Annotated in this window: 13 protein-coding genes; 11 read left to right on the top strand and 2 right to left on the bottom strand. The window is 42.2% G+C overall.

What is annotated here, in order from left to right:
* Nucleotides 1-417 precede the first annotated feature (417 nt).
* Nucleotides 418-1,629: a Kelch repeat-containing protein gene (locus tag L0M98_RS22220; RefSeq protein ID WP_227217859.1), complete on the bottom strand. Its 1,212-nt coding sequence runs from the start codon at nt 1,627-1,629 to the stop codon at nt 418-420.
* Between the two features lie 233 nt (nt 1,630-1,862).
* Here L0M98_RS22220 and L0M98_RS22215 point away from each other — a divergent pair, with 233 nt between their 5' ends.
* The 10 genes from L0M98_RS22215 to L0M98_RS22170 all read left to right on the top strand — a co-directional run bounded on the left by L0M98_RS22215 (nt 1,863) and on the right by L0M98_RS22170 (nt 14,646).
* On the top strand, nt 1,863-3,263 hold the full coding sequence (locus L0M98_RS22215) for a DUF4270 family protein (protein ID WP_227217860.1): 1,401 nt from the start codon (nt 1,863-1,865) through the stop codon (nt 3,261-3,263).
* A gap of 31 nt (nt 3,264-3,294) precedes the next feature.
* Entirely contained in the window at nt 3,295-4,566 is a 1,272-nt protein-coding gene (locus L0M98_RS22210) for a hypothetical protein (protein WP_227217861.1), read from the top strand.
* Nucleotides 4,567-4,603: 37 nt separating this feature from the next.
* Nucleotides 4,604-5,689 carry a TlpA disulfide reductase family protein gene (locus tag L0M98_RS22205; protein WP_099290021.1) on the top strand — a complete coding sequence of 362 codons (1,086 nt, stop codon included), beginning with the start codon at nt 4,604-4,606 and terminating at the stop codon, nt 5,687-5,689.
* A gap of 128 nt (nt 5,690-5,817) precedes the next feature.
* On the top strand, nt 5,818-8,790 hold the full coding sequence (locus L0M98_RS22200; protein WP_227217862.1) for a glycoside hydrolase family 3 N-terminal domain-containing protein: 2,973 nt from the start codon (nt 5,818-5,820) through the stop codon (nt 8,788-8,790).
* A gap of 294 nt (nt 8,791-9,084) precedes the next feature.
* Complete coding sequence (locus tag L0M98_RS22195; RefSeq protein WP_099290019.1) at nt 9,085-9,777, top strand: succinate dehydrogenase cytochrome b subunit; 693 nt, start codon at nt 9,085-9,087, stop codon at nt 9,775-9,777.
* Nucleotides 9,778-9,872: 95 nt separating this feature from the next.
* Nucleotides 9,873-11,813 carry a fumarate reductase/succinate dehydrogenase flavoprotein subunit gene (locus L0M98_RS22190; RefSeq protein ID WP_186977183.1) on the top strand — a complete coding sequence of 647 codons (1,941 nt, stop codon included), beginning with the start codon at nt 9,873-9,875 and terminating at the stop codon, nt 11,811-11,813.
* Nucleotides 11,814-11,831: 18 nt separating this feature from the next.
* Nucleotides 11,832-12,593: a succinate dehydrogenase/fumarate reductase iron-sulfur subunit gene (locus L0M98_RS22185; protein WP_099290051.1), complete on the top strand. Its 762-nt coding sequence runs from the start codon at nt 11,832-11,834 to the stop codon at nt 12,591-12,593.
* A 124-nt stretch (nt 12,594-12,717) separates the two neighbouring features.
* Complete coding sequence (locus tag L0M98_RS22180) at nt 12,718-13,206, top strand: RNA polymerase sigma factor (RefSeq protein WP_227217863.1); 489 nt, start codon at nt 12,718-12,720, stop codon at nt 13,204-13,206.
* 11 nt (nt 13,207-13,217) lie between these two features.
* The gene (locus L0M98_RS22175; RefSeq protein ID WP_227217864.1) at nt 13,218-13,814 is read left to right on the top strand and encodes a hypothetical protein; all 597 of its coding nucleotides are present in this window, start codon (nt 13,218-13,220) and stop codon (nt 13,812-13,814) included.
* 52 nt (nt 13,815-13,866) lie between these two features.
* Nucleotides 13,867-14,646 (top strand): alpha/beta fold hydrolase, encoded by a 780-nt coding sequence (locus L0M98_RS22170; protein ID WP_227217865.1) that lies wholly within the window; start codon nt 13,867-13,869, stop codon nt 14,644-14,646.
* Between the two features lie 151 nt (nt 14,647-14,797).
* Here L0M98_RS22170 and L0M98_RS22165 read toward each other — a convergent pair whose 3' ends face one another.
* Nucleotides 14,798-15,850 carry a hypothetical protein gene (locus tag L0M98_RS22165; RefSeq protein WP_186977187.1) on the bottom strand — a complete coding sequence of 351 codons (1,053 nt, stop codon included), beginning with the start codon at nt 15,848-15,850 and terminating at the stop codon, nt 14,798-14,800.
* Between the two features lie 127 nt (nt 15,851-15,977).
* On the opposite strand from L0M98_RS22165, the gene L0M98_RS22160 reads away from it, so the two are divergent.
* Nucleotides 15,978-16,949: a type I phosphomannose isomerase catalytic subunit gene (locus L0M98_RS22160; protein ID WP_227217866.1), complete on the top strand. Its 972-nt coding sequence runs from the start codon at nt 15,978-15,980 to the stop codon at nt 16,947-16,949.
* Nucleotides 16,950-17,006 lie beyond the last annotated feature (57 nt).

Below are 17,006 nucleotides of genomic sequence, written 5' to 3'. Positions count from 1 at the left end.
AAAGTAACCAGTAAGCGACATGAGGTATTATTAGGATAGGATTAGGGTAGAATACCCCTGAATATACAGTGAATCCACTGTAAAACCGGAGAAGATTATCCCTAATAATCCTCCTTTTCCGTTCTCACTCCATTTCCCCTGTTATGTTGGCATATAAAAGATTATAGCAACATAAGAGTGGGAACAAGGCACAAACGAACGGGAGAGATTATTACACCGAATTTACCACGGCTTCAGTACGGCTTTTCTGTTTTAACATATGCTTTGTTGACAAGAAAAATATCCACACACCCTTTCTGTTTCCAAAAATTCATGATAAAATGCTTTAACCAAAACAACTTTGTCATAACATTACTCAAAAAAAATAGAGGGTGTATTAAGTACACCCTCTATTAACCTTGTAAAAAATATTCTACATTAGAAGTTGTTATCCACAGCATAATCATTTGCACGATCTTCTTTCACATCCGGAATAAATCTCCAAGTATCAGCCATAAACCCACTATTGGCATCAATAGTAGCAGCACCTAAGGAGAAAAAGCCATAACCATCAACGGTAAAACCAACTGCACCTACAACCGTTGCATAATATGTAGAAGGAAGACTTTCCATCTGATGCCATTGATCCTTTTCATGGTTATATCTCCAAACCGTGTTTGAATTACTTCCAATTCCTGTTGCTATATAAGCATAAGCTTTTCCATTAGAACCTTTATCTGAAATAAAAGATACAGCGTATCTACGAGGAATACGAGGATAATCCTTATCTTGTTTAACTCCCGGTTTATCCGTCAAAGCCTGCATCGGACTCCAACTCTTTGTTTTAAAATCAAATTTAGAAACATCATACACCATTCCCCCGCTACCGGCTCCCATGGTAGATGCACCTAAACAAACATAAGCGGCATCGTTAATCACGAAAGCCGTACCGCCATAACGAGCTTCACCAATGAAATCAATTTCAGTCCACTCGCCTTTTCCTCCATTTCCATTCGGGTCAAAACGATAAAAATCCTTGAACACACGGTCATTTTCACCGGCTCCTGTTCCCACGTACCCGTAAGTGCCATCACTAAACGCCACGGCATCACGACGTCCTAACGCACCCTCTGGTAACCACGTTTTGAACTCCTGATCCCATTTACGAGTTTTCATATTAAAACGGTAGAAATCGTTAAAATACGTCCTTGCCCTACTTTCCGAAGAAACTGTTGAACCCGTGTATGTACTTACATATCCAGTTCCCACGTAAGCCCATTCTCCAATCACGAAAGCAACAGCAGAATGACGACCATTCCCGTTTTGATTCTCTTTTCCTTCCGCTAGGTCTTTTGGGGGAAGAGGATTTTGAGGTGCAGGGAACCCTTCTCCTTCCGAGAAAACAATTTCTTTCCAGGACCTATTTTCAAAAACATACATATCGCTGAATTCTTCACCTCGCGCTCCATACCCCAACCCAACGAATACTACTTTATTTTCGCCTTCTCCATATTCAAAACAAACTGAAGACTGACGGGGAGCACCACTGAATTGAGTTGCCTTTGCCCAGTCTCCTAAATGATCATCATCATCACATGCTGTAATGAATAAGCCTAAAATAGCCAGAACCAATAAATTAAATGTTCTCATACTTGTTTATTTAACTAAAGTTTATTATTATTCTTCGTATCAATTTATCATCATTTCACGAAATCAGTAGGCAAAACTACACATTAAAAAAACAAATCCAATAAAAAAACGGACGAAATATATCATGTTTCTCTTTTTTTTCAAGTTATTCAGATAAAATGAGGGATGCATTTGTCGTTTTTTTGGAAAATAGTTATACCTTCGCATCTTGATTTAATCAATAAAAATAAAAGATGAGAATACTTTTTCTGGCAAGCCTTTTCGTTGCTTTACTTTCTTGCAACAATGACCTAAATACCATTGGGGACACGATGATTCCCGCCGAGGGTTTTATCGAGATCCAGTCTTTTGATATAACAGAAACATCTACAGTTCGTTTGGATTCTTTTCCCACGGATCTCTACACTTTATCCTCTGTAATGAATTCAAGCCGACTCTCCTTGGGACATATAAAAGATAAGTACACCGGAGAGGTTACCGCTACCCCTTATTTCCAAATAGCCAGTAGCGGAATAACGAAAATTGACGTAGACAAAGGATATATTTACGACTCCTTGACCATGAATTTCCCGTTTGACTACACGTCAATGAAATTAATTGCCGGTGACACTGTTAATATGCAAACATACACGCTGTATCGACTCAATGAATACCCTAAAATCAATTATGATGAACCTGCCATATTTAATACAGACAGTATGCTCTATGATACAGACAAACCGTTGGCAGAAAAATTAAACATACGGTTTGACAATGATTATTTCAACAACCCGGGACTTGGAAACCGGAATGCATATTTCAAATTAAACGATGAACTAGGACGTGAAATTTTCGATCGAATGCAGGCACAAGATCCTATTTTTGAAAGACCGATGGATTTTATCCGCGATTTCATTAAAGGATTGACAATCGTTCCATCCTCGACCAACACAGCATTAGTTCCAATTGATATATCTCAAGCAGCATTGATCTGCCACTATCATGCGGGTAGCGACCAAAGTACAGGAAGTTTTTCTTTACCAGCACTTGCTACAATAAATTCATCTTTAGGCTCTTATTTCTCATTCACGAATATCAAACATACTCCCACTCCATGGTTAGAGGGGGTAAATTGGAAGGACTCCATTCCATTCTCCGTAAATGGACAAGCAGTAGTCCAAGGGATGAACGGTTATGCACTCAAGATGAAGCTACCTTACATCGCCAATAATGATGCGTATAAAACAATATTAAAAGCTGAAATTGTTTTGAAACCAATTGTCGGAAACGCTGAAGATATTCCCGAATTAAAAAACACTACACTCCAAATTTTCAATTTAGACCGAAACGGACGCTTGAGATCTGCATTGACAGACATGGCAGGTAATTCAGTGACTGCGACATTACAGGCAAATCCAGACTATCAAGATTCTAAATCTTACGTGATTGATATTACCGATTATTACAATTCAGTAGTCACCTCTGCTTCCGATATAGATCCCCAACTAAACCTGTTGATTGGGTTAGTTGGCGTACCCCGACAAATCGGATATGATGAAACACTCACCATGGTTGGAGCAGTTGCAACAACTTTTGACCGCATTGTGATTGATAAAACTCCGATTTTACGAATTTACTACGCCAATTACAAGTAATTTAAGTACTCTCTTTTGTTATTAACGGATTATGAAAAATATATTTATAAGTTTCGCTTTACTACTTTTTTTATCCACAAGTTTGTTGGGACAGAATAATTCTGGAACACCTTATTCTAAATACGCACTCGGCTTATTGCCCGATAATTACGGTGCATACACGGCAATGGGAGGTATTTCTGCCGCTATGCGTGATAATTACAATATCAATTTTTTAAATCCCGCTTCCTATACAGCATTAGATTCCAACCGTTTCTATTTCCAATTGGGAATAACAGGTGAACACGTGGATATCTCAACTTATAAACAACACGCAACTTACAAGGTGGCTCAAAACGCTTCCGTAAACATGGCTTTCCGCATTTATAACAAACTATTCATGTCATTGGGATTAACCCAACGCTCAGACCGAGGATTTGATTTGTATTACACCTACCCAGTCAGCGGAGCCGATCCTTACTACCCAGTATATTCTTTACAGCAGCTAGAAGGCCAAGGTGGATTAAATGAATTTTATATTGGGGGTGGTTATCAATTAGGGAAACTTTCTTTAGGCTTAAATGTTTCTTACATTTTTGGCAAAATAGAAGACCGCCTAACCTTGATAATGCAACCAATGACAAGTGGTTATTACTTGAAAACACAAACGCTAACTCATCTACAAGGAGCTTTATTCACTTTAGGAGCACAATTACCTATAACAATCAAAAATAAATCGGAAATCACACTAGGTACAAGTTTCAATTTCGGAACTCCGTTACATGGGCGTAAAACATATCTTGCTAACAAAATTAGTAATACCAGTGGACAATATTATACTCTAAACGATGAAGCTTGGAATAACGGGAAGGTATTTTACCCGTTCAGAATTATTGCCGGAGCAGCTTATCAATACGACAAAAAGTGGTTCTTCTCCGGTGATTATACTTTCCAAAAAATGTCTGCTTACGAGGAATTTGATGCTGAAAAAGAATTCAATAATTACCACAAGATAGCCGTAGGGGCTTCTTTTCAACCCAATGCATTAGGACGTTACTGGTGGCAAAGAAATAAATATATGGCAGGTGGTTATTTCACTAAATCCCATCTGAATTTCAATTCAACCAATATCAACACCTATGGAGTAACTGTCGGCTCGCAAATTCCTATCCGTTTACCTTACCAAGAACTGATGCTAGGAGTTGCCGTGGACTTCGGAGTGAGAGGTACGCACCGTAATAACCAGATCATGGAAAAATACGTAAAACTAAGAATAAACATTGCCTTTAAAGAGTTGTGGTTTATGAAAGCCAAGATTAATTAATGGCATATTAAATATCTATTTAAGAAAACTAAAACACATGAAAAAGATTTTATTATCAATCGTTGCTGCTAGTATGACTCTTGCAGCATGCAACGCACAAAGCGGTTTCAAAGTAACCGGAAACGTTCAAGGGATACAAGTTCCTAAAGCTGCACTTGTAACTTTCGCGGATAACAAAGTGGATACTTTGGCTAAAGCAGATATCGCTAACGGCGCTTTCGAATTCACCGGTAAAGTGGACGGAATCACCGCAGCTTATATCGTTTTCCCCGGTCAACAAGGCGGTATTCCGGTTATGCTTGAAAACACAAACATCACGGTAAACGCGGATCAATCCGGCTTGAAAATAGAAGGTGGTGAGGCTCAAAAATTGTTTAACCAATTCTCAGAGATAAACCAAGGCATCATGCAAGAGCAAATGAGATTGAATGGCGAATATCAAGCAGCCGCTCAAACTCAAGATCAAGCTAAAATGCAAGCTATCCAAGAGGAATTCGGTAAAATCGTTGAAGCCGCTCAAGCAAAAGAACTTGAATTGCTCAAAGCTAACTCTGACACTTATGTAGCCGCTTTCGTGATTGCATCTGCCATGGGACAAATGGAATACGAGCAATTGAAGGAAAGATTCGATCTCCTTGGCGAAAACGCAAAAGCAAGCACTCAAGGAAAAGCGATCGCAGACCAAATCGCTAAACTGGAAAAAACGGCTATCGGACAAGTTGCCCCGAACTTCACGGTTACAACCCCGGAAGGAGAATCTATTTCACTGTATGACATCAAAGGTAAAGTGAAATTAGTTGATTTCTGGGCATCATGGTGTGGTCCTTGCCGCGGAGAGAACCCGAATGTTGTTGCTCTTTACAAAGAATATCAACCTAAAGGCTTGGAAATCTTCGGTGTTTCTTTAGATAACAACAAAGAAGCTTGGGTAAAAGCAATCGCTGACGACGGTCTGGTATGGAAACATGGTTCAGACTTGAAAGGTTGGCAATCCGAACCGGCTAAATTATATAGCATTACCGGTATTCCCGCAACATTATTGTTAGACGAGAACAACAAGATTATCGCTAAAAATTTGAGAGGCGAAGCATTGAAGCAAAAAGTTGCTGAATTGTTGAAATAATCTATTCGGTTAGTATAGAAAAGTGCGGCAAACAAGATTGTTTACCGCACTTTTCTATACTAACCGAGTTACAAGTTATTTTTGTTAATCTCGGAATCTTCAATCTAAAATCGTAAATCTAAAATCTAATGCGTTTTTTCCTGTTTTTCGGTTTAATTTGTTTACTCGTTTGTCCCTTGGCAGGACGAGCACAATCACAATGGGTCGATTCAACCTTAAATGCCATGAGCTTGGAGGAGAAAATCGGACAATTGATCATGATTGCCGCATACAGCAACAAGGACAGTTTGTACGAGAAGCAATTGGGTGCAACAATCGAGAAATATCATATCGGTGGTATTATCTTCTTTCAAGGCACTCCAAGTAAACAAGCCGCAATGACCAACGACTACCAGCAACGGGCACACATTCCCCTAATGATCGGGATGGACGCAGAACAAGGAGTCGGATGGCGTATAAAGCCGGCTATGGAATTCCCGAATCAAACCCTGCTAGGTGCTATTCGCGACACGAATCTGATATATCGCATCGGGCAAGCCATCGGCAGACAATGCCACACACTGGGCATTCATGTAAACTTCGCTCCCGTCGCAGATATTAACGTCAACCCTAAAAATCCGGTTATCGGTATTCGCTCGTTCGGGGAGAAAAAAGACGAAGTTGGCAACCGCTCCCTGCAATATACCCGAGGTCTGGAATCCCAGCAAATCATGCCAGTAGCGAAGCATTTTCCCGGACACGGGGATACCGACACGGATTCGCATTTTGCCTTACCTCTTATCAGACATTCGGTCGCCCGTATCGACACGGTGGAATTATACCCTTTCCGGCAACTGATAGCCGCAGGCATCCCCGGTGTAATGGTGGCGCACTTGAATGTTCCCTCTTACGATTCGGCGAATATCCCCGCTTCCCTTTCCCATCACATCGTAACTCAATTGCTGCGGGAAAAAATGCATTTCGACGGACTATGCTTTACCGATGCCATGAACATGAAAGGGGTAACCAAAGGAAATTCTCCCGGTGAAGCTGACGTCAAAGCCCTGTCGGCAGGTAACGACATCCTGCTTTTCCCCGAAAACGTGGAAGCCACGGTAAAGAAGGTAAAAGCAGCCATACACAAGGGTATTCTCACGGAAGAAGATATTGACGAAAAATGTCGCCGAGTCCTTGCCGCGAAAGAGAAATACGTGTTGCCCAACGTCGGCATGATCGATACGACCATGCTGTCCGCCCGGTTAAATACCCCTGCCGATCAAGCTTTATTACAGGAAACCTACGCGGAGGCTATCACGCTGATACAGAACAAAGACTTATTACTTCCTCTAACGCATCTCGATACGTTGCGCATCGCATCCCTCAATTTTGGCGACAGGAAAGCCAAAGCGTTTGAAGACATGCTGGAAAAATACGCGCCTTGCTCTCATTTTTCCATTCGTGCAGGAGCGAGTAAAGATGCCATAGAAAAATTATTGAAAGATTTATCCGATTACAATTGCGTGATCGTGTACAATAGCGCCGCACGGAACACCACATCCCGACAGTTCGGGGCATCGCAAGCGTTATCGAATATACTGAAACAATTGAAAGGGAAACGGGTCATTTTCTGTCACCCGGCAACTCCCTACGGTTTGGATATATACAGTTATCTGCCCTTGGACGCCATCCTAGTGAGTTATTCCCATGACAGCCCGGCGCAAGAATTTGTCGCGCAAGCGATTTTCGGGGGTATCAACGTGAACGGGAAATTACCCGTGAGCATCAACTACTATTTCCCCGTCGGGACCGGACTGTCAACTCCAAAAGTACGCTTGGGATACCATAAACCGGAGAGCAGCGGGATGCAATCGGAAACGTTACTCCGCATTGACAGCATTTGTCAAGTTGCTATCCGGGAGAAAGCGACACCCGGTTGTCAAGTGCTCGTGGCTAAAGACGGGTACGTGGTATATAACAAGGCTTTCGGTTTCAATACCTATGACAAGAAAAAGGCAAACACGACGGATAATATATACGACATCGCATCCATCACGAAGATCGCTGCCACTCTCCCGACCGTGATGATGCTTTACGATCAACAGACAATAGCTCTGGATACACCTATCGCCCGTTATTCTTACGCGATATCACAGTCCAACAAAAAAGACTTGACTGTCCGGGAATTATTATTGCACAACGCGGGCTTAAAAGCTTCCTTTTCATTCTTCCATCACGCGATTGACTGGGAAAAGATGCAAGGAAGATTATTCACGACCAGATACACGAAGACAAACACGAAGAAACTCAGAGATCGCTTGTACATTAATCCCAACTTCAGATACCGGGACAGCACATTCAGCTTTAAAGGCGGGGAGGATTATCTTATGGTTTCCCCCCATTTCTATATGCACCGCCATTTCCAAGACTCTATCCATTCGTTGATCTTGAACACGGACTTATTACCGCAAAAGAAATACACGTACAGCGATCTGGGGTTTGTCCTACTTAAAGATATCGTGGAGGAACAAACCGTCACGCCTTTCGATATGTATCTTCGGGATCATTTTCTAAAAAAACTGGGAGCCTATAACTCCGGTTTCAACGCCCATCTGAATCTCGACATGGATCGGGTAATTCCATCCAGTAATGACAACGTATTCCGGAAATCGGAATTAAAAGGCTACGTGCACGATCCCCTTGCAGCGTTAATGGGAGGCGTATCAGGCAACGCGGGATTGTTTTCCACGGCAGAAGATCTGGCAAAAATCATGAGCGTGTATCTAAATCACGGTCAATACGGTGGCGAGCGGATGATAGACTCGACCACCATCGACCTTTTCACTTCTATTCAACTATCCCCCGAACAAAACCGGAGAGGTTTGGGGTTCGACAAACCGGAAACTCTTCCCGGTAGAACAAGCCCTACTTGTGACGGAGTCCCCTGCACGAGTTACGGACACACGGGTTTTACAGGTGCTATCGCATGGAATGACCCTGAAAACCAATTGATTTACATATTCCTTTCCAACAGAACTTATCCTAACGAGTTCAACACCAAACTCATGAAGGAGAATATCCGGACAAAAATTCAAGAAATCATTTACGAATCGATTGGAAGATAGAGTTTGTAAAGTTCATAAAGTTTATAAGGTTCATAAGGTTACGGGTGTCCTTCGGACAGAGTTTAACGGCAGCTATGCTGCCGTGGACAAAGCGCCCCGCAGGGGTCCATTACTTTATAAAGTTTATAAACCTTATAAACTTTATAAACTTTATGAACCCATTCATTAGAGAAAAAATTCTTTATATTTAGAATGATTTTAAAATAGCTTTAGCGGTTCAAAATGACAGAAAAAAAGATACTTTTGTGCACGAATACAGAATACAAATAGTTATCAAATAAATAGATCTACATTATGAGCAATTTCTTAACATCGTCGATTGGGAAAAAGATGCTCCTGAGTATTTCAGGTCTTTTTCTTATTGCGTTTTTGTGCGTTCACTTGGCACTAAATCTACTGTTGATAGTAGATAATAGTGGAGAGTTATTTAACATTGGAGCCCATTTCATGGCAACGAATCCTATTATCAAGATCGTGGAACCGATTCTTGCTATCGGATTTATCTTCCATATCGTGCTGGCTTCTATCCTGACTCTTCAAAACAGAGGTGCACGCCCTATCAAGTACGATCGCCGCAGCCAAGCAGGTAACTGTACTTGGTCGTCCAGAAACATGTATATTCTAGGCGCATTAGTACTGATTTTCCTTGTAATCCACTTGTGGAACTTCTGGTGGAATATCAAATTCCCTTCATTAGGAACGCCACTAGCCGAAACTATCGTGGACGGGGTGAAAATGGAAAACACTTACGCGTTAGTCGCCGGATTATTCCAGTCAAGCGTAATCTATTGCCTGCTTTACATTTTAGGCGGTATTTTCCTTGGACTTCACTTGACTCACGGTTTCTGGTCAGCATTCCAATCCATCGGTTTCAGCAACCAGATATGGAGAAAAAGATTAGAGTGTGTTGCTAAAATTTTCGCTTTCATCATTGCAGCAGGATTCAGCATCATTCCGCTTTATTTCATGCTTGGACTAGCGAACTAACACAATTTTAAATTTATAGATTGTAGATTTTAAATTGCAGGAATCAACGATCTAAATTTAAAATTTAAAATTTAAAATCTAAAATTATTAAGGTTATGACAGAATTAAATGCTAAAATACCAGCAGGACCGTTAGCCGAGAAGTGGTCGAATCATAAAGCACATATCGGAGTTGTTAGCCCTGCTAATAAAAGAAAATTAGATGTTATCATCGTGGGTACCGGACTTGCCGGTGGATCGGCTGCAGCCAGCCTTGCTGAATTAGGTTATAACGTGACCACATTCTGCTATCAGGATTCTCCCCGTCGCGCTCACTCTATTGCCGCACAGGGAGGTATCAACGCTGCAAAGAACTACACGAATGACAACGACTCTGTTTATAGACTATTTTATGAAACTATCAAGGGTGGTGACTACCGCGCACGTGAAGCCAACGTTTACCGTCTGGCAGAGGTAAGTAACGCCATCATTGACCAATGCGTCGCACAAGGTGTACCTTTCGCTCGTGATTACGGCGGTCTTTTGGACAACCGTTCTTTCGGTGGTGCGTTGGTAAGTCGTACGTTCTATGCCCGTGGTCAGACCGGACAACAATTATTGTTGGGTTGCTACGGTGCCATGAATCGTCAGATCGAAAAAGGAAAAATCAAATCATATACCCGTCACGAGGTACTTGACATCGTTGTAGTGGACGGCAAGGCAAGAGGTGTTATCGCCCGTGACCTTGTGACCGGAAAAATCGAACGTTTCGGGGCACACGCCGTTGTATTGGCTACCGGTGGATACGGAAACGTGTTCTTCCTGTCGACCAACGCCATGGGATGTAACGGTAGTGCCGCATGGCAAGCATACAAACGCGGAGCCATGTTCGGGAACCCCTGTTTCGTGCAGATTCACCCGACTTGTATCCCGGTACACGGGGATCAGCAAAGTAAGCTGACCTTGATGTCCGAGTCATTACGTAATGACGGACGCGTTTGGGTACCGAAAAAGATCGAGGATGCCAAAAGATTGCAAGAGGGAACCCTGAACCCGAACGATATCCCGGACGAGGACCGCGACTTCTATTTGGAACGTCGTTACCCGGCATTCGGGAACCTTGTTCCGCGTGACGTTGCCTCTCGTGCCGCTAAAGAAAGATGCGACGCCGGATTCGGGGTAAACAACACCGGAAAGGCTGTATTCCTTGATTTCAAATACGCTATCGACCGTTTGGGAAGACACACAATCGAAGAACGTTACGGAAACTTGTTCCAGATGTACGAGAAAATCACCGCCGTTGACCCGTACCACAACCCGATGATGATTTACCCGGCTATCCACTACTCCATGGGAGGTCTTTGGGTAGACTACAACTTAATGACCACAATCCCGGGATTGTACGCTATCGGGGAGTGTAACTTCTCTGACCACGGGGCTAACCGTTTGGGAGCTTCCGCGTTGATGCAGGGATTGGCTGACGGATATTTCATTTTACCGTACACCATTGGTGACTATCTGGCTCACGATATTCAAACCCCGAAAATCAAAACCAACACGCCGGAATTCGACGCCGCTGAAAAGAACGTCACTGACCACTTGCGCAGATTGTATGATATTAAGGGTACGAAATCTCCCGATCACTTCCACAAAGAGTTGGGACATATCATGTGGGATTATATCGGAATGGCGCGTGAGGCTGAAGGCTTGAAGAAAGCTATCAAGTTAATCGCCGAACTGAAAGAAGAATTTTACAAGGATTTGCGCGTGACCGGAGAGTTTACCGCCATGAACAACGAGCTTGAGAAGGCAGGACGCGTGGCAGACTTTATCGATATCGCACACTTGATGGCATTGGACGCTCTCGATCGTAACGAGTCTTGCGGGGGACACTTCCGTTTGGAGTCCGTTACCGAAGAGGGAGAAGCAAAACGTGATGACGAGCACTTCCAGTATGTTTCCGTTTGGGAATACAAGGGAGAAAACAAAGAACCCGAAATGTATAAAGAACCGCTCGTGTTCGAAAACATTCAGGTTGCTCAACGTTCTTATAAATAATCTTAAATGAAAATCGTTATGGCAGATAAAATATTAAAAGAACTAACCCTAAAGATCTGGCGTCAAAAAGACGCGAAGTCAAAAGGCGGTTTTGAAACCTACAAGATTCATAATATTTCAACCGGCAGTTCATTCCTTGAAATGCTCGACATTCTGAATGAACAATTGGTGAGCGAAAACAAAGAACCGGTGGCATTCGACCACGATTGCCGCGAAGGTATTTGCGGTACATGTAGTTTGTTTATCGACGGACGTGCACACGGACCGGATGACGACGTGACTACTTGCCAATTGCATATGCGTCGTTTCCAAGACGGCGCAACGATCACTATCGAACCGTGGCGCGTGGGAGCCTTCCCGGTAATCAAAGACTTGATCGTGGATCGTACCGCTTACGAGCAAATCCTGCAAGCCGGCGGATACGTGTCCGTGAACACGGGTGGAGTACCTGACGGTAACGCTATCCCGATTGCCAAACCGGCAGCGGACGAAGCTATGGATGCAGCCGCTTGTATCGGTTGCGGGGCTTGTGTCGCTACTTGTAAAAACTCTTCAGCCATGTTGTTCGTGGCAGCAAAAGTATCCCAATTAGCCCTTCTCCCGCAAGGAAAGATCGAGGCGGCACGCCGTGCAAAAGCGATGGTTGCCAAAATGGACGAACTGGGATTCGGTAACTGTACCAACACTGGAGCTTGTGAGGCCGAATGCCCGAAGAGCATCTCTATCGAGCACATCGCCCGCTTGAACAGAGAGTTCTTGAAAGCCAAACTGAAAGACTAATTTTTATTTAGTTCTATATAAAAAAGACCGCTTTCAAGCGGTCTTTTTTTATGCATTATTTTCTTTACCTTACTTGTGATTTTTTGCCATACAGTGCGACTAATAGTGCAAAAGATATAAAATCATGGACTATCGAGAATTAGAGAATGAATTTATCACAATCATCGAGGATTACCAGCGAGTAATCTATAAAGTCTGTTATCTATACTCTACTGACAATCATCACTTAAATGACTTGTATCAAGAATCAGTGCTTAACCTATGGAAGAGTTTCCCCAAATTTAGGAACGAGTGTAAGACTTCCACTTGGATATACCGTATCACACTAAATACTTGTGTCACTTTTTACAGACGTTTTTCACGTTCACCTAAATTCGTACCTCTCTCTACCAACCTAGAGATGATCGCAGAAAATGAAAACGAAATCTCATTAATCCATGAGTTATACAATCTTATCAACCGACTCGGCAATCTGGATAAAGCCCTTATATTACTATATCTGGAAGAAAAGTCATACCAAGAAATCGCAGACATTATGGGAATGTCATTAACCAATGTTGCCACCAAACTAAGTCGGGTAAAAGAAAAAATGAAAAAAATGTCTAATCACTAAAAGCACATGCCATGGAACTCGAAGACTTAAAACAACATTGGCAATTATTAAACAAACGTCTAGAAGCAACCGAGGTACTGAATCAAAAACTCATACAACAGATGCTTGTAGAACGCACGAATACAACTTTCAATAAGATATATAAAACGGAAATGAAAGGATTGCTCCTAGCCATATCCTTAATCCCTATCAATTGTCTTATTTATGCAGTTGCATATTCTTATACTCCTGTCATATGGTTCATAACTCTGAACACCTTTTTACTGCTCACAAGCATTTGGCAAATTATAAAAGTATCCCTATTAAAGCAATTTGATATTGAAAACCAAAATATATATGAATTATCCAAAATCATTATCCAGTACAAAAAATGGATACAGGGAGAAACAATTTCTGCCATTCCACTTGCTTTCATATTATCCAGTATCTGGCTTTATTATTATTTCAACACACTGACACCTCTACTTCTATCGTTGATTGTAATAATTATTGCAACTGGAATCATTTTTGGTTTTTCCGTGTCTTCCTATACATCCAAAAATATCCGGAATATTCACAAGAGCCTTAACGACCTTGAGGACTTTTACAAAGAAAAAAAGAAAAACTAGCATTATTTGCAACCTCTTCGTAAATTTGTATCTTGAAGTACACCAAATTAGTATGAAGTTATATTTTAGAAAACAAGGAGAGGGGACCCCATTAATTATACTCCACGGCTTATGGGGAGCATCCGAGAATTGGCTTCCCGTAGCCCATTCATTAGAAGACCGATTTCAAGTCATCTTGCCGGATATTCGGAATCACGGGCAATCTCCTCATGCCGACGAAATGAATTACGAGGTCATGAGCGACGACATCATCGAACTGATCGAAGATTTACGCCTTCCCGTACCTCCACATATCGTGGGGCATTCCATGGGAGGCAAGATCGTGATGGCATTATTACTCAAAAGACCGGACATCGTGAACAAAGCTATTGTCGTGGATATAGCCCCTGTATCCTACTCGCAACAGGATGGAGGTAGTCACTACAAGATCATTGATTTCATGGCAAATTTCGATTTTACCCGTTTTACCACCCGGGAAGAAGTAAGAAAAGCCATCCAACAACATTTCAAAACGGAACGTTCCCAACAGTTATTCCTGAAAAATATCAAGAAAACTGCTTCCGGTTTTGAATGGAAAATCAACCACCGAGTACTCAGCCAACATTTTGACGAAATCAGCGGTTGCCCGGGAAAACTCACTCACGACACTTACGACAAAGAGATTCTATTTATCAAAGGTGAGCAGTCGAACCTAATCACTAGCATCAATTGCCTGCAAGCACAATTCCCGGCTGCCCGGCTGAAAGAAATCCCGCAATGCGGGCATTGGATTCATAGCGAACAACCGGAGAAACTGGCACAAGCCATACGGGATTTTCTTCTGTTTCCATAAGAGAATCAACTAAAAACAGGAAGAGAATAGGCTACAACTCCCGAATAACACTTACATAACACCGGAATAGCAATCGACACGTCAAGTGCAAAAAAATTGGCGTTACACTCTTGTTGCAACGCCAAAGCCTTTTCTAATCTTGAAAGCAACCTTATCGCACGCTCAAAGCACAAGTAACGGACACGGTTGCCTGCACCCTATTTTCAGCCGTCATACTATTATACGTGACTCCGGGTTCCAACATGAAAGCCGTCAAACGCACTTGATAGTGTTTACGCGTATCTATATCTTTCAGTCTATTCGGAACTTTACTTGTTGAACTACCGTCAAAAGAATATTCACCATCATAAGTAAACAAATAGCTCTCGAAATAAACATCCCCTTCTTTCTCTTCGTTGTACACTTCTATTTTGTAACAAACATTTTCACCATTAATCTTTTTCCATGCACATTTCCAACTTTTATTGGATACACTCACGATATTGCAACTGAAATCAATATCCGTACGCCTTAACGGCTCAAAATTCATACCCGAGATTCGCTCGTCAAACTTCACGTAATTATCACTACCGACACGACAAGAGAAACGCACTCTCCGTTCCTCCACGGGCGTTTCAATATTACCTTGCCAGATATTATTCTGATTTTTATCCTTCAATTCTACCTGCCCGGCCTTGGTATCAGACAACAAAGCATACACGTACCCCGCACGCAAGCTTTTATTCCCCGTCACCCGAAAACCTAAACGTGTTTTAAATTCATCCCCGTCAAAATAATTCTCCCAAAAAGCATCTCCCGTTAAATCTTGAAGATAAGATGGTTTGACTACATATTTTCTTTCTCCCCACGTATTTTTCACGACAAAATTACTGGAATTGCATTTAGTCACGGTCCATTTATCCATGATTCCATCTTTCCATTCCACGGCAAGCGTGTTCAGTCCCTCATCTTTCCAAACTCCGGCCACCGTATCAACTTGCACCCGCATATCAATTCCCCTTATTTCACCATTTTTATCAAAACGATTTATATCCAATACACTTTCATCCGTGAATGAAAGCCTATTATTGCTCGCTCCCCCGTTATAATACCAATCCACTCCCGTCATCCGGTTTGTATCCAATTGGAACTCTTTATCGTCATCACTACACCCCCCAAGGAATATACCTGCCACGATGACGCTTAACATACCTAATTTCTTCATTCTTATCCGTTTTTATTTTATTCTCGCAATTCTTGCCACAAAATTAATTCATAAATCATAAACCCCAACTACAAAATTCCTATCTTTGTTTTCTGTACAATAATTATGCCTAATAAAGAAATAAATCATGCTATACCCGTTAAAATTCCATCCGATTCTCAAAAAAAAGATATGGGGAGGGGAAAGATTAAGTTACAAGAGTGAACAACACGAGGAATCTATTGGTGAAAGTTGGGAGATTTCCGCCGTGGAAGATAACATATCCGTTGTTTCCAACGGGATTCTGGCCGACAATGATTTGCAGGAATTGATTGAAGTCTACATGGGTGATCTGGTCGGCGACCGGGTGTACGAGAAGTTCGGCGTAGAATTCCCGTTATTGATCAAATACATTGACGCGAATGACGATCTCTCGATTCAAGTACATCCCGACGATGAAACCGCCAAGGAACGCCACAACGCTTACGGGAAGACTGAAATGTGGTATGTCGCAGATGTAGAGAAAGACGCCTCGTTGATCATGGGATTCAACAAGGCAACCGACAAGGCCGAATACCTGCAAGCCCTGCACTCGAACAGGCTCATGGATATATTGAATACGGAAAAAGTGAAAAAGGGAGACAGCTTCTTTATCCCTGCCGGACTTGTCCACGCCATCGGGAAAGGATGTTATATCGCCGAGATCCAGCAAACTTCCGATATCACTTACCGGATATATGACTACAACCGGAAAGATGCTGAGGGACATACAAGGGAATTGCATACAGATCTGGCAACCGACGTGATCGACTACCACTATTACCCGAAACACAAGGTAGATTACACGCCACACGACAATAAATCCGTGCAACTGGTGAAATGTCCCTACTTCACGACAAATCTACTTGTCTTCGATAGGGATATAGAGAAAGAATACGTGCACCTTGATTCGTTCGTGATTTACATGTGTATTCAAGGAAAGTTCACAATCTCCACGGGAGAATGCGAGCCGGTCATGGTAAATAAAGGCGAAACCGTACTTGTACCCGCCTGTTTCAAAAATGTCACGCTATACCCGGATGAAGTAAGCCGGGTGCTGGAAATATACGTGGAAGAATAAAGAAAAAGGGACTGTCTAACAATAAAATGTTGGCAGTCCTCTTTTTTTCTTTTCCTA

The organism is Butyricimonas sp. DFI.6.44, assembly GCF_022132345.1.
GTDB classification, from domain to species: domain Bacteria; phylum Bacteroidota; class Bacteroidia; order Bacteroidales; family Marinifilaceae; genus Butyricimonas; species Butyricimonas muris.
Note: the sequence above shows the minus strand (reverse complement) of the source record. Positions and strands in the feature narration are given on the sequence as shown.

Coding starts and splice junctions, on each gene's coding strand:
- L0M98_RS22205 (WP_099290021.1), top strand. CDS start 4,604: ATGAAAAAGATTTTATTATCAATCGTTGCTGCTAGTATGACTCTTGCA.
- L0M98_RS22195 (WP_099290019.1), top strand. CDS start 9,085: ATGAGCAATTTCTTAACATCGTCGATTGGGAAAAAGATGCTCCTGAGT.
- L0M98_RS22185 (WP_099290051.1), top strand. CDS start 11,832: ATGGCAGATAAAATATTAAAAGAACTAACCCTAAAGATCTGGCGTCAA.
- L0M98_RS22215 (WP_227217860.1), top strand. CDS start 1,863: ATGAGAATACTTTTTCTGGCAAGCCTTTTCGTTGCTTTACTTTCTTGC.
- L0M98_RS22200 (WP_227217862.1), top strand. CDS start 5,818: ATGCGTTTTTTCCTGTTTTTCGGTTTAATTTGTTTACTCGTTTGTCCC.
- L0M98_RS22165 (WP_186977187.1), bottom strand. CDS start 15,850: ATGAAGAAATTAGGTATGTTAAGCGTCATCGTGGCAGGTATATTCCTT.
- L0M98_RS22175 (WP_227217864.1), top strand. CDS start 13,218: ATGGAACTCGAAGACTTAAAACAACATTGGCAATTATTAAACAAACGT.
- L0M98_RS22220 (WP_227217859.1), bottom strand. CDS start 1,629: ATGAGAACATTTAATTTATTGGTTCTGGCTATTTTAGGCTTATTCATT.
- L0M98_RS22160 (WP_227217866.1), top strand. CDS start 15,978: ATGCTATACCCGTTAAAATTCCATCCGATTCTCAAAAAAAAGATATGG.
- L0M98_RS22180 (WP_227217863.1), top strand. CDS start 12,718: ATGGACTATCGAGAATTAGAGAATGAATTTATCACAATCATCGAGGAT.
- L0M98_RS22190 (WP_186977183.1), top strand. CDS start 9,873: ATGACAGAATTAAATGCTAAAATACCAGCAGGACCGTTAGCCGAGAAG.
- L0M98_RS22210 (WP_227217861.1), top strand. CDS start 3,295: ATGAAAAATATATTTATAAGTTTCGCTTTACTACTTTTTTTATCCACA.
- L0M98_RS22170 (WP_227217865.1), top strand. CDS start 13,867: ATGAAGTTATATTTTAGAAAACAAGGAGAGGGGACCCCATTAATTATA.